We start from the raw sequence: 13,874 nt of genomic DNA on the forward strand, positions 1-13,874 counted from the left end.
TTTTTGCATTGTCTTTAGGGGGATTAAAATGGCACTTAGAAAGATTCAAAAACTATTAGTAGCAAACAGAGGAGAAATTGCCATTCGCGTTTTTCGTGCCTGTACGGAATTAAATATTCGTACAGTTGCAATTTATTCCAAAGAAGATTCAGGCTCCTACCATCGCTATAAGGCTGATGAAGCTTATCTGGTAGGAGAAGGAAAAAAGCCGATTGATGCTTATTTAGATATTGAGGGCATCATTGAAATTGCAAAAAAGAATCACGTAGATGCGATTCATCCAGGGTATGGCTTCCTATCAGAAAATATCCATTTTTCAAGACGGTGTGAAGAGGAAGGAATTATTTTTGTCGGTCCTGAATCCAAGCATTTGGATATGTTTGGTGATAAAGTAAAGGCACGTACACAGGCTGAATTAGCTGGTATTCCAGTTATTCCTGGCAGTGACGGTCCTGTTTCGAGCCTGGAGGAAGTCATTCAGTTTGGAGAAACTTATGGGTATCCTTTTATTATTAAAGCCGCTCTTGGCGGGGGCGGAAGAGGCATGAGAATCGTCCGCAGTGAAGCAGGTTTAAAGGAATCCTATGAACGTGCAAAATCCGAAGCGAAGGCTGCTTTTGGAAATGACGAAGTTTATGTCGAGAAATTTATTGAAAATCCAAAGCATATTGAAGTTCAAATTTTTGGGGATAATGAAGGAACGATTGTTCACCTCTATGAAAGAGATTGCTCTGTTCAAAGACGACATCAGAAGGTAGTAGAGGTTGCCCCAAGCGTATCGCTTGGAGAAGACTTAAGAATGGAAATCTGTGAAGCAGCAGTAAAATTAATGAGAAATGTTCAGTACTTAAATGCCGGAACCGTAGAATTTTTAGTATCTGGGAATGAGTTTTATTTCATTGAAGTAAATCCGCGTGTTCAAGTTGAGCATACTATTACAGAAATGATTACTGGCATTGACATTGTCCAAACACAAATAATGGTGGCACAAGGTTTTTCTCTTTCCAGCAAAGAGGTAGGAATTACTTCCCAAGAACAAATAAAAATCAATGGCTATGCGATACAATCACGTGTAACAACTGAGGATCCACTAAATAATTTTATGCCTGATACCGGAAAGATTATGGCCTATCGTTCAGGCGGAGGCTTTGGTGTTCGATTAGACGCAGGAAACGGATTCCAAGGGGCCGTTATCACACCGCACTATGATTCATTACTAGTAAAGCTTTCTACACATGCGCTAACATTTGAACAAGCTGCAGCCAAAATGGTCAGAAATTTAAGGGAATTTCGAATTCGTGGAATTAAAACGAATATCCCGTTTTTAGAAAATGTCGTAAAGCATGAAGATTTTTTATCTGGTCAATATAATACATCGTTTATTGATTCCACACCGGAGTTATTTGTGTTTCCGAAACGTAAGGACCGTGGAACGAAAATGCTTACGTATATAGGAAATGTTACAGTGAATGGATTTCCCGGAATCGGTGAGAAGAAGAAACCGGTATTTGATAAGCCTATCATTCCGAAGGTAAAATACTCCGAGACGTTTCCAAATGGGACAAAGCAAATTTTAACTGAGCATGGCGCTGATGGTCTTGTTAATTGGATTAAGGATCAAAAACAAGTCCTTTTAACCGACACAACATTCAGGGATGGTCATCAATCGTTATTAGCTACAAGAGTGCGTACGGCAGATTTAAAGCATATTGCCGAGCCGACTGCACGATTAATGCCTGATCTTTTTTCTTTAGAAATGTGGGGTGGTGCAACCTTTGATGTTGCCTATCGCTTCCTAAAAGAAGATCCTTGGGAACGTCTTTTAACCATTCGTGAAAAGGTGCCAAATCTATTATTACAAATGCTATTGCGTGCATCAAATGCGGTAGGATATAAAAATTACCCTGATAATGTGATAAAAGAGTTTGTTGAAAAATCTGCATATGCAGGTATTGATGTATTCCGGATTTTTGACAGCCTAAACTGGGTAAAAGGTATGACATTAGCCATTGATGCAGTTCGTGAAACTGGGAAAATTGCTGAAGCGGCAATCTGTTACACCGGAGATATTCTTGATCCAGCCAGACAAAAATATGATCTTAATTATTACAAGGATTTAGCAATGGAGCTTGAAAAATCAGGAGCCCACATCCTAGCGATTAAAGATATGGCGGGACTGCTGAAACCGCAAGCTGCCTATAACTTAATTTCAACACTTAAAGAGTCTGTTAATATACCTATTCATCTTCATACACATGATACAAGCGGAAATGGGATAATTACTTATGCAAGAGCAATAGAAGCTGGTGTTGACATCGTGGATGTCGCGGTTAGCTCAATGGCCGGACTAACTTCTCAGCCTAGTGCGAATTCGCTTTATTATGCATTAGAAGGAGTAGGACGCCAGCCAAAAGTTGATATCAATTCACTTGAGAAGCTTTCCCAATATTGGGAAGGTGTTAGAAAATATTATGCTGCTTTTGAAAGCGGTATGAACTCGCCACATACTGAAATCTATATGCATGAAATGCCGGGAGGACAATATAGTAACCTTCAACAACAGGCAAAAGCTGTAGGGCTAGGGGAAAAATGGAATGAAGTAAAAGAAATGTACAGACGGGTAAATGATCTTTTTGGGGACATTGTGAAGGTAACGCCGTCTTCAAAAGTAGTTGGAGATATGGCTTTATTTATGGTGCAAAATAACCTCACAGAAGATGATATCTTTGAAAAAGGGGAAAGTATCGATTTTCCAGACTCTGTTATTGAATTATTTGAAGGTTATTTAGGACAGCCGCATGGCGGATTCCCGAAAGAGTTACAGCGGATTATTTTAAAAGGTCGTCAGCCATTAACTGAGCGTCCTGGAGAACGGTTGGAGCCAGTGAATTTCCAAGCTATGAAGGAGGAGCTCTTCCATAGTCTAGGAAGACCGGTAACAAGCTTTGAAGCAATTGCGAATGCTCTTTATCCGAAAGTGTTCTCTGAATATATCAAAACTTTTGAAGCGTATGGAGATATTTCCGTATTGGATACACCAACCTTTTTATATGGTATGAGATTAGGAGAAGAAATAGAGGTTGAGATTGAGCAAGGGAAAACCCTTATTGTTAAGCTTGTTTCAATTGGTGAACCGCAAGCTGACGGAACAAGAATTATTTATTTTGAATTAAATGGACAGCCGCGTGAAGTCGTTATTAAGGATGAAAGTATTAAATCGACTGTTGTATCAAAGGTAAAAGCGGAAGTAGGAAATGAGGAGCAGATTGGTGCAACAATGCCTGGAACTGTTATAAAAGTCCTTGTTGAAAAAGGAGAAAAGGTTAATAAAGGTGACCATCTCATTATTACGGAAGCTATGAAAATGGAAACTACTGTCCAAGCACCGTTCGCAGGGACTGTAAATGCGATTCATGTCTCAAATGGTGAAGGTATACAAACGGGTGATTTATTAATTGAAATTATAAAAGGATAAAAAGGCTGTCTCAAAAGGGTCATCTCCCACCAAACACTAAATATGTGGAACTATTTGAAATTCCAGTTCCTATATAAGTGTTAGAGAGATGACCCTTTAGTTTTGAGACAACCCTTTTTGAAATTGTAAGTATAACTTTTTCTACTTAATTTTTGTGTCTAGCTCCTGGTGAATGAGTTTTTTGCGCTTTTCTTAATATAACCTTTTGCCATGAATGAATCAGAACCGCTTACTCTCCAGCATTTATTTTGCTTCTGCTTACTAGCAGAAGGAAGTAACTCAAAAGCCCGAATAAACATGAAATGATTAAGGCGTGGGCTAATGAAATGTAAAGGTTTAAGCCCGTTACAACTATAAGAGCACCTGTAGTAACCTGCAGAGATATAAGAATAAAAGCAATGACCCAACCCCAATAAATAATTTTTTGATGTTTATGGTGTTTAATAGCCTGCCAAGTCGCATATGCGATCCAAACAAAAATTAATCCTGCAGCGAAACGATGCCCCATTTGAATCCATTCATGTAATGTTGCCGGCAACCCGCCAGTCCGGTTGCTGCATAAGGGCCATTTTGGACAAGCAAGACTTGCTTCTTTATGCCGAACATAAGCCCCTGTATAAACAACCAAATAAGAGTAGACAATAATACCGATCATATGAAACTTCATTTGCTTATCAATAATCAGTTTCTTTGCATCAAACTTTTTATCTACCTCAAAGATTAACAATGTTAAAAGTAGTACAGACGCAAAGGATATAAGTGATATACCGAAATGAAGAGCAAGAACTGCATCTGATTGACCCCACTTAACAGCAGCAGCACCAATTAATGCTTGTAAAACTAAGAAAAAAATCGATAGTAAACTTAAGAATTTTGTCTCTCTAATATGACCAATCTTTTTCCATGACCATATAGAAAGGATTAAAACTGTGATTCCTGCAAGTCCACTAACTAACCGATGACTTAATTCTACGACTAGCTCAAAGGTAATTTCACTTGGTACCAACTCGCCATGACATAATGGCCAAGAAGTTCCACATCCTGCACCTGACTCGGTTTTCGTCACTAAGGCTCCACCAATTAGAACAAACAGCATAATAACTGTCGTCAATACGGCAAACCATTTAAGAGCACGTTGCAAAATGTTCACCTACTTATATAGTTAAATGATAAAAAATATTTTGGTAAATACTCATCGATAGTACACAATGTAATAGAAAAAGACAATAAATTAGCTGAAAAGTTCACAAAACTATAAGATATAAGCAAAAGCGGGAGCTCATTGTCAAGCCTTTACAAGCTTAAAACGATCCGGAATAAAGGACGCTTTTTGTCATCAATTCCGTAAAACTTTTCTACTATAAAATTTATAACAACATTTATAGTGTTTTATACAAAAAAGGTTGAATATTCATGCGGAGTTTGCTAGAAATAAAAGGGGATAAATTTGAAGTATTGTCATTTTTTGAAATAGCACTGTTTAATTTGCCTGTTGATTTAACGTCTCAGCTGTTTCGGTTCCTCAACTACAATCAACTTAATGAATTAAGCTTTAATGTGAAATGGCAAAAGAAAAGCGGAATTCGTTATTTATCAAGAAATGCTTGTCGATCTATGATAAAATAAGAGGGCTTGTTTTTAAGTGGAAATCTATAGGTTTTTTTCAAAAAATGTCCTTTCACAATTTCGACAAAATTACTTCATGAATTGTTCACAATTTCTTGTGGAATTATGATTTAATAACAAGTAGACCGTTTTTAATTTGTCGATTTTTTAGTATCATAGGATATAGAAAATTACTAGGTTGGAACCGCCTTCATCATGAGTGAAATTGAATGGGCATACATGAATGAAGAGAATTAGCATAATGATAAGAAAGTTAGGAGGTACAGAGTTGGCAAATACGAAAGTTTTGGACGATGCTGCTGTCAAGCATCATTCAAACGATGTGCATGAAACAACGCTTTGGCAGGATTTCCTTTCTTTAATAAAAGTAGGTATTGTCAATTCTAACGCAATCACAACATTTACCGGTATATGGCTAGCACTCTATTTTAGTGGAAAAGGGTTTCTAGCTAATATAGATATTGTCTTGTTTACATTAATTGGTTCATCATTAGTCATAGCAGGATCTTGTGCCATTAATAACTATTATGATCGTGATATTGACCATTTGATGGAACGAACAAAGGAGAGGCCGACTGTTACCGGAAAAGTAAATCCGCTTCAAGCATTGTGGATTGGAATTTTTCTATTAACAATCGGGTTTGTCTTTATGTTAATGACAACATTCACTGCAACAATCATCTCATTAATTGGAGTTGTTACATATATTTTCCTTTATACGATGTGGTCTAAAAGGCTGTATACAATAAACACTGTAATAGGAAGTATTTCCGGTGCCGTTCCGCCGTTAATTGGGTGGGCAGCAGTTGATGCTAATCTAAGCGTAATGGCATGGGTGCTGTTTTTAATCATGTTTATCTGGCAGCCGCCGCACTTTTTAGCACTGGCTATGCGCAGAACAGAGGAATACCGAGCTGCCAATATTCCAATGCTCCCAGTTGTCCATGGCTTTGATGTAACAAAACGTCAAATCATGGTATGGATTGCTTGCTTACTTCCGCTGCCATTTTATCTTTACGAATTGGGTATCGGGTTTTTAATCTTGGCAACAGTGTTAAATATTGGGTGGATTGCTATAGGAATGAAAGGCTTTGGAAATAAGGAAACTGAGATGAAATGGGCAACCAAGATGTTTGTTTATTCCATCAATTACTTAACAATTATGTTTGTATCAATGGTGCTCTTTACCATTGTTTAATTGCGAAATTCTTTCTTTAAAGAATTTATTTATAAAAAGAGTTCCTGAATGAAATACTGATAGGACTTTAAAAATTTTGAAAGAGGGGTTTGATTTAGCTATGAAAAAATGGCTGACAAAATGGCGTCTGTTTTCATTATTTGCTATTATGACGCTAGTTTTAGCCGGCTGTGGTGAACCGTTTCTTTCCACGCTAGAGCCTGCTGGTGAGGTAGCGGATATGCAGTACGACCTGATGGTGCTGAGCACGCTTATCATGGTAGTGGTCATTGCAGTCGTAACAGTAATCTTCATTTTTGTTGTTGTGAAATTTCGCAGAAAAAAAGGTGAAGAGAATAAAATTCCTGTTCAAGTTGAAGGGAATCATAAGCTAGAAATCATTTGGACTGTTATTCCTATTCTTTTACTTCTTGTCTTATCAATTCCTGTTGTTACTGCAACTTTTAAACTTGCAGAAGTTGATGCGATTGATGATGAGAATCGTAAACCAGAGGATGCGATCGTCGTAAACGTGCGAGCTAATCTATACTGGTGGGAATTTGAATATCCAGACTATGGAGTTGTTACAAGTCAAGACTTAGTTGTTCCAACTGATGAGAAGGTTTACTTTAACTTGATTTCTTCTGATGTTAAGCATTCATTCTGGATTCCATCAATTGGTGGTAAGATGGATACAAACACAGAAAACGTAAACAAAATGTGGTTAACGTTTGATTCAGACAGAGCAGATCAAGCAGGAGAATATTTCTATGGAAAATGTGCAGAGCTTTGCGGACCATCACATGGTTTAATGGACTTTAAAGTGAAAGCATTGTCCAGAGACGATTTTGACCAATGGATCTCTGACATGAAAGGTGCCAAAGCAGTAGCTGCAACTGATTTAGCTAAACAAGGTGAGCAATTATTTGAAGAAAAAGGTTGTATCGCATGTCACGCAGTATCTCCAGCTGATGAGCGTCCGGCTGCAGCAAGAACTGCACCTAACTTAGGTTCATTCGGTGAACGTGCGAGAGTTGCTGGTATCCTGCCGCATAACGAAGAAAACGTTCGTAATTGGTTAAAGGATCCAGAAAGCTATAAGCCTGGTAACAAAATGACTGGAACATACCCAGAATTATCTGATCAAGAGCTAGATGCTCTAACTGAATACTTAATGGGACTTAAAGTCTCAAGCAATTAATTTCTTAGCATAATTGAAAAGGGAGGTAACACTGTGAGCACGTTAACTCAGAAAAAAGGGGTCTTATGGGACTACTTAACGACAGTTGACCATAAGAAAATCGCCATCCTTTACCTGATAGCCGGTGGCTTCTTCTTCCTTGTTGGTGGATTAGAAGCATTGCTGATCCGCATTCAGCTAGCTGTTCCAAACAATGATTTTGTTAGTGCAGGCCTTTACAATGAGGTACTTACAATGCACGGAACGACAATGATATTCCTAGCTGCAATGCCTTTATTATTCGCACTAATGAATGCGGTTGTACCATTACAAATTGGTGCACGCGACGTAGCGTTCCCATTTTTAAACTCTTTAGGTTTTTGGTTATTCTTCTTCGGAGGATTATTCCTAAACTTAAGTTGGTTTTTAGGCGGGGCACCTGACGCAGGGTGGACTTCTTATGCTTCATTAGCATTAAACTCCCCAGGCCATGGTGTAGATTTTTATTTACTTGGATTACAGGTTTCAGGTTTAGGTACACTGATTGCGGGAATTAACTTCCTAGCTACGATCATCAATATGCGTGCACCGGGTATGACGTACATGCGTATGCCATTATTCACATGGACAACATTTGTAGCATCTGCACTTATTTTATTTGCTTTCCCTGCATTAACTGTAGGTTTAGCGCTGCTTATGTTTGACCGCTTATTCGGAACAGCATTTTTTGATCCTGCATTAGGTGGTAATACGATTATTTGGGAGCATCTTTTCTGGATCTTCGGACATCCTGAGGTTTATATCTTGATCTTACCTGCATTTGGTATTTTCTCAGATATTCTTCCTGTATTCTCAAGAAAACGTCTGTTTGGATACTCTTCAATGGTATTCGCAACCGTTTTAATCGGTTTCTTAGGATTCATGGTATGGGCTCACCACATGTTTACAACTGGATTGGGTCCAATTGCAAACGCAATCTTTGCCGTTGCAACAATGGCAATTGCTGTCCCTACTGGTATTAAGATTTTCAACTGGCTATTTACCATTTGGGGCGGTTCAGTAAAATTCACATCACCTATGATTTGGTCTGTAGCGTTTATTCCTTCCTTCGTAATTGGTGGGGTTACAGGTGTTATGTTGGCAGCAGCAGCAGCCGACTATCAATACCATGATAGCTATTTCGTCGTAGCTCACTTCCACTATGTTATCGTTGGTGGGGTTGTATTCGCATTATTTGCAGGGGCTATTTATTGGTGGCCAACAATGTTTGGAAAATTGTTAAATGAAGCAATGAATAAAATTACGTTCGTGCTTTTCTTTATTGGATTCCATTTAACATTCTTTATTCAACATTTCTTAGGTTTAATGGGTATGCCGCGCCGTATATTTACCTTCTTACCTGGGCAAGGTTTAGATACAGGTAACTTTGTAAGTACCGTAGGTGCATTCTTTATGGCTGCTGCAACCATTCTTTTCCTTATTAACATTGTGTATACAGCTGTGAAAGGGGAAAGAGTTGGCAGGGATCCATGGGGAGATGGACGCACACTTGAGTGGGCCATTTCATCACCTCCGCCAGAGTATAACTTTAAGCAAACTCCACTTGTTCGTGGACTTGATGCACTCTGGATTGAGAAAATGGAAGGCAATAAAGAAATGACGCCAGCTGAACCGCTTGGTGACATTCATATGCCAAATAGTTCAATTTTACCTTTTATTATGTCGTTTGGATTATTCATCGTATCTTTCGGTTTACTTTACCGCGAAGATCATGGTTGGGCATTACCAGCGATTATAATCGGGTTCATTATTACATTTGCAGCAATGTTCTTACGCTCTGTTATTGATGATCACGGTTATCATATTCATAAAGAAGATTTACTTAAAGAGGATAAAGGAGGGAGAGCATAATGGCAAATGTTGAAGAAAAATTAACAGCAGAAAATTTTCCCGCATCGCCTGAAAAAGCTACCCTCGAAGGTAAAAATAAATTTACTGGCTTTTGGTTGTTTTTAGGTGGAGAGACTGTTTTATTTGCTAGTCTCTTTGCCACTTTCTTAGCACTAAGAGAGTCAACAGCAGGTGGAGCGACAACTCAAGAACTATTTGAGATACCTCTTACATTTGTGGCAACTATGCTGCTTTTAACATCAAGTTTAACAAGTGTTTACGCGATGTATCATATGAAGAACTTTAACTTTGGTAAAATGCAATTGTGGTTAATCATCACTGTTCTTTTAGGTCTAGGTTTCCTTATTTTAGAAATTTATGAGTTTAACCACTATGTTCATCATTATGAATTTACCATTACAAGCAGTGCACTTGGTTCTGCATTTTACACACTAGTAGGAACTCATGGTTTGCACGTTGCTTTCGGTCTTTTGTGGATCACTACTTTAATCGTTCGTAATGCAAAACGTGGATTAAGCTTATACAATGCGCCTAAGTATTACGTAGCAAGTCTTTACTGGCATTTCATTGATGTTGTTTGGGTGTTCATCTTTACGGTTGTATACTTAATGGGAATGGTGGGATAAACTGATGGCAAATAATCATAATTCAGCAAACCCAAAAGTAGACTTGGAATATCGTCGTAAGAAAAATGCAGAGGATATGAAACACCAGGTTATTACATTCGCAATGATGATTTTTTTAACAGTTGTTGCGTTTATTGCGATTGGATATGATGGGATAGGCGAATGGTTTAAAGTTCCATTTATTATTACATTAGCGGTTATTCAAGTAATATTCCAATTATATTACTTCATGCATATGAGTCACAAAGGTCATGAAACAGCAGCATTATTTTTATACTCTGGTGTCGGAGTAGCTGCTTTAACAATCTTAACCTTTGTTACGATTATCTGGTGGTAGATATTATGAAAAAGGACAATTGGCTTTTGATGCTGATTGTCCTTTTATTTTTTCTTTTACGTGGTGACCAATGTTTGTCATAGAACGTTCATTGATACGGGATAAACAGATGTGTATAATTGGTTTGAAGGACTAGCTTAAGGAGCTGATTTGGAAATGAGCTTTGGAATATTTGGATTTCGTGCGTTATGGAGTCCTTATTTTTTAGTCGTTATGATATTAATAACTCTTTTGTATTTTTTAATTATTGGACCATGGCGTTCGAAATTTTCAGAAAGTACTCCTGTCTCCACAAAACAGAAATTATTATTTATTAGTAGTATCGTGGCATTATATATAAGCAAAGGCAGTCCAGTTGATTTACTTGGACATATTATGTTTAGTGCCCACATGACGCAAATGGCTATTTTGTATTTAGTTGTTCCACCATTATTAATTCTTGGTATTCCGGTTTGGTTGTGGAAAGCAATCATTTATCGTCCGGTTATTAAGCCATTAATGAAGGTGTTTACAAATCCAATTATTGCTCTAATTCTTTTTAACGGTGTATTTTCACTTTATCATGTTCCATTAGTATTTGATTTTGTGAAAACAGACCCTGTTTACCATGCAGCAATAACAACGATTATCTTTTTTGCAGCCTTGTTTATGTGGTTTCCATTACTTAATACATTGCCTGAGTGGAAATCGCTTACAGGTATTAAAAAGGTTGGCTACATCTTTGCCGATGGTGTTTTGCTTACTCCTGCCTGCGCATTGATTATTTTTGCAACAGACCCAATGTATGCGACCTACTCAGAGCCTCAAGCATGGATAAATGCTCTGGCATTATGTGTACCTGCTGATATGTTGTCAGGCTTGAATTTAACTGGCCCTGAAATGTTTAATACGTTACCGCTTCTTGAGGATCAACAACTAGGCGGCGTTCTAATGAAAATCATCCAAGAAATTGTTTACGGTACTATTCTCGCCTATATCTTTTTCCAATGGGCTCGTAAAGAACGTCAAAAAGATGAAATTGATATGAAAAAGGATTTTTCTCCTGAACCAGTAAAATAAGGTCATGGTGACGCAGCTCTTTCTGGCAAGGCAGTAAGGGGAAGGGTTTGAAATTGCGTCACCACATACATAAAATCGGTATTGTTTCTGTTTCGATAACATAAAGGAAGGAATAAAAATGAATACTTCATTACCTATTTTGCCTACTATTAGTACGACTTTTATAGTATTAAGTGCAATGACTGTAGCTATTGGCTGGTACTTAATTAAACAACGAAAAATTGATGCCCATAGGAAAGCGATGACGGTTGCAGCGATTTTTGCCGTTCTGTTTTTCCTAATCTATGCTTCTAGAACGATATTTATTGGAAATACTGCTTTTGGCGGACCGGAAAATATTGAAATTTATTATACAGTCTTTTTGATTTTTCATATTACATTAGCAACAGTAGGAGCTATATTAGGAATTGTTACTTTGGTTACAGGTTATAAAAAAAATTACGAACGACATCGTAAATTAGGACCGATAACGAGTATTATCTGGTTTTTTTCAGGAATTACGGGTGTTGCGGTATATTTATTGTTGTATGTGTTTTATAGCGGTGGTGAAACAACATCAGTTATTAAAGCAATATTAGGGTTTTAAACATATTTACAAGGTGGTTTAGAATAAACTGTTCTAAACCACCTTTTTTATTTATTTGTATATGTTTGATCTATGCTTGGAAAGTCCGTTGTATTTATTAAAAATTCAAAGGGGGGAGAATGGTTTGATCGAAATTTTAACGAATCGGCTAATGATAATACCATGTTCTCTCGACATTGCTAAATCATTAGTGTTTCATCGAAAGGAGCTGGATAAACGGTCGCCAATTGAATTCCCTTATAGTTGGCCATCATCTTTTGTAAAGGGCTTCCTTCCTTTTTACATTGAATGCTTAGAAAACAAGCAGCCAGAAAAAGAGTGTGGATTATGGTTAATTATTCTTTATGAAGAAAAGAAAATAATTGGTGATATTTTATTGTTAGGAAAGCCTTCAAAGGAAGGTGATGTTGAACTATGTTATCATGTAGAGGATAAGGATGTAGATGAATCGCTCGCATTTGAAGCAGTCGATGCCTTTATTGATTGGTTAACCTATCAAAAATTTGTTAAAAGGATTGTTATGGAGTGTGATGTTAGGCAAGATCAATCAATAAGACTTTTCGAAAAATTAGGGATGATCTGTACGAAAAAAGATGGCCGCTTTTTAAAATGGGAGATTCAAAAGAAAGATTTAGAATGAAACATTAAGCGGTGGAATGAGGGCTTGTTCCCCTTTCCACCGAAAGGGAGTGAATAAACGTGATTCGGGAAATTACAAATGAGGATTATCAGGATGTCATCGCATTATCAGAATATGCTTTTCAATATAAGGTTGCTGATCATGAAATGACTGAGGTAAAAAGAAAGTTAGATATGCAGTATATTCTAGGAGATTTCGAGGAAAATAAGCTTCTTGCAAAGCTTCATGTATACCCTTTACAAGTGAAACTAAAAAACCAAGTGTTTAAAATGGGAGGGGTTGCCTCGGTAGCAACATGGCCAGAGGCAAGAAGGAACCGGAAAGTTGCAAGCTTACTAAATGAAAGTTTACATTGGATGAATAATGAAGGGTATGATATTTCATATTTGCATCCTTTTTCTGTTCCCTTTTACCGAAAATTTGGCTGGGAAATGATTTGCTCGGAAAAATCTTATACCATATCGAAAGAAGATTTAATTTTTATACATAGTTCCAACGGATCCTTTATCCGAAAGACAAAGGAAGAGGCACTTTCTTCTTTAATGAATATTTACGAGTTCTTTTCTGAAAAATATAATGGTCTGTTAATCCGAGATCAAAGCTGGTGGCAAGATGTTGTACTAAAGAAAGCTGAGCATGCTATTATACATGTGAATGATCAAAGACAAGAAGACGGTTATATGCTTTATACAGTGAAGGATCGCGAATTAATTGTTCATGAAGTTGTTGTATTAAATGAATCGACGAAAAAGGATTTTTGGAACTTTATTTGTCAGCATGACTCAATGGTATCGTCAGTAAAATGGAAAACACATGAAGAAGATCGGATGACATTGTTTATCCCAAACCCTAGGGTTAAAACAGAAATTCACCCTTATTTTATGGGGAGAATTGTTAATATCATAAGGTTTTTTGAAAAATATCCGTTTTATATTCAAGGTGAGGATCCGCTAATTTTGCATCTATCTGATCCGATATGTACATGGAATAATGGTACGTTCTTTTTACAAGGGAATTCGATTAAAACATTTCAAAAAGAAAAGGGTTCATGCACAAATCCGCCTAAAAAGGGATTAATCATAAATATTGGAACATTAACATCCATTTTACTTGGACATTCTGATCCACAAAAACTCTTTGAAATAGGTATGATTCAAGGTGAGGAACAGCAAGTGATCTTACTTAAAGAAATGCTGCCATCTCAAGGGACATCAGTATTATTTGACTTTTTTTAAAAAAGACTGCAAAAGAGTCAAT

At 37.2% G+C, this 13,874-nt stretch carries 12 protein-coding genes; 11 read left to right on the forward strand and 1 reads right to left on the reverse strand.

Features of this window, described 5'->3' with window-relative positions:
• The first annotated feature begins 28 nt into the window (after positions 1–28).
• Positions 29–3,475 carry a pyruvate carboxylase gene (gene pyc, locus ACSVDH_RS10735; protein ID WP_439249405.1) on the forward strand — a complete coding sequence of 1,149 codons (3,447 nt, stop codon included), beginning with the start codon at positions 29–31 and terminating at the stop codon, positions 3,473–3,475.
• Between the two features lie 229 nt (positions 3,476–3,704).
• Here the strand turns inward: pyc and ACSVDH_RS10740 are convergent, their stop codons facing one another.
• Positions 3,705–4,616, reverse strand: coding sequence for a COX15/CtaA family protein (locus ACSVDH_RS10740; protein WP_299086895.1), 912 nt, complete (start codon positions 4,614–4,616; stop codon positions 3,705–3,707).
• 272 nt (positions 4,617–4,888) lie between these two features.
• On the opposite strand from ACSVDH_RS10740, the gene ACSVDH_RS10745 reads away from it, so the two are divergent.
• The 10 genes from ACSVDH_RS10745 (at position 4,889) to ACSVDH_RS10790 (ending at position 13,852) form a co-directional block, all read left to right on the forward strand.
• Complete coding sequence (locus ACSVDH_RS10745) at positions 4,889–5,101, forward strand: hypothetical protein (RefSeq protein ID WP_299086897.1); 213 nt, start codon at positions 4,889–4,891, stop codon at positions 5,099–5,101.
• Positions 5,102–5,369: 268 nt separating this feature from the next.
• On the forward strand, positions 5,370–6,299 hold the full coding sequence (gene cyoE, locus ACSVDH_RS10750; RefSeq protein ID WP_299086898.1) for a heme o synthase: 930 nt from the start codon (positions 5,370–5,372) through the stop codon (positions 6,297–6,299).
• Between the two features lie 100 nt (positions 6,300–6,399).
• Positions 6,400–7,479 (forward strand): cytochrome c oxidase subunit II, encoded by a 1,080-nt coding sequence (gene coxB, locus ACSVDH_RS10755; RefSeq protein WP_299086900.1) that lies wholly within the window; start codon positions 6,400–6,402, stop codon positions 7,477–7,479.
• A gap of 33 nt (positions 7,480–7,512) precedes the next feature.
• A complete protein-coding gene (ctaD, locus tag ACSVDH_RS10760) occupies positions 7,513–9,369 on the forward strand; it encodes a cytochrome c oxidase subunit I (protein WP_299086902.1) in 1,857 nt (618 codons plus the stop codon).
• Positions 9,369–9,995 (forward strand): cytochrome c oxidase subunit III, encoded by a 627-nt coding sequence (gene ctaE / locus ACSVDH_RS10765; protein WP_299086904.1) that lies wholly within the window; start codon positions 9,369–9,371, stop codon positions 9,993–9,995. The genes ctaD and ctaE overlap by 1 nt, the downstream gene beginning before the upstream one ends.
• A 4-nt stretch (positions 9,996–9,999) precedes the next feature.
• Positions 10,000–10,332 carry a cytochrome c oxidase subunit IVB gene (gene ctaF, locus ACSVDH_RS10770; protein WP_299086906.1) on the forward strand — a complete coding sequence of 111 codons (333 nt, stop codon included), beginning with the start codon at positions 10,000–10,002 and terminating at the stop codon, positions 10,330–10,332.
• 156 nt (positions 10,333–10,488) lie between these two features.
• Positions 10,489–11,391 carry a cytochrome c oxidase assembly factor CtaG gene (gene ctaG / locus ACSVDH_RS10775; RefSeq protein ID WP_299086908.1) on the forward strand — a complete coding sequence of 301 codons (903 nt, stop codon included), beginning with the start codon at positions 10,489–10,491 and terminating at the stop codon, positions 11,389–11,391.
• Between the two features lie 118 nt (positions 11,392–11,509).
• Complete coding sequence (locus ACSVDH_RS10780) at positions 11,510–11,977, forward strand: DUF420 domain-containing protein (protein ID WP_299086910.1); 468 nt, start codon at positions 11,510–11,512, stop codon at positions 11,975–11,977.
• Between the two features lie 124 nt (positions 11,978–12,101).
• A complete protein-coding gene (locus ACSVDH_RS10785; protein WP_299086912.1) occupies positions 12,102–12,617 on the forward strand; it encodes a GNAT family N-acetyltransferase in 516 nt (171 codons plus the stop codon).
• A gap of 59 nt (positions 12,618–12,676) precedes the next feature.
• Positions 12,677–13,852, forward strand: a complete 1,176-nt coding sequence (locus ACSVDH_RS10790) for a GNAT family N-acetyltransferase (protein ID WP_439249406.1) — start codon at positions 12,677–12,679, stop codon at positions 13,850–13,852.
• Positions 13,853–13,874 lie beyond the last annotated feature (22 nt).

The organism is Metabacillus sp. Hm71, from assembly GCF_051842955.2.
Lineage (GTDB): Bacteria > Bacillota > Bacilli > Bacillales > Bacillaceae > Metabacillus.

What these genes read in the sequence shown, in the direction of transcription:
- pyc (WP_439249405.1), top strand. Translation starts at nt 29, where the DNA reads ATGGCACTTAGAAAGATTCAAAAACTATTAGTAGCAAACAGAGGAGAA.
- ACSVDH_RS10745 (WP_299086897.1), top strand. Translation starts at nt 4,889, where the DNA reads ATGCGGAGTTTGCTAGAAATAAAAGGGGATAAATTTGAAGTATTGTCA.
- coxB (WP_299086900.1), top strand. Translation starts at nt 6,400, where the DNA reads ATGAAAAAATGGCTGACAAAATGGCGTCTGTTTTCATTATTTGCTATT.
- ctaE (WP_299086904.1), top strand. Translation starts at nt 9,369, where the DNA reads ATGGCAAATGTTGAAGAAAAATTAACAGCAGAAAATTTTCCCGCATCG.
- ctaF (WP_299086906.1), top strand. Translation starts at nt 10,000, where the DNA reads ATGGCAAATAATCATAATTCAGCAAACCCAAAAGTAGACTTGGAATAT.
- ctaG (WP_299086908.1), top strand. Translation starts at nt 10,489, where the DNA reads ATGAGCTTTGGAATATTTGGATTTCGTGCGTTATGGAGTCCTTATTTT.
- ACSVDH_RS10780 (WP_299086910.1), top strand. Translation starts at nt 11,510, where the DNA reads ATGAATACTTCATTACCTATTTTGCCTACTATTAGTACGACTTTTATA.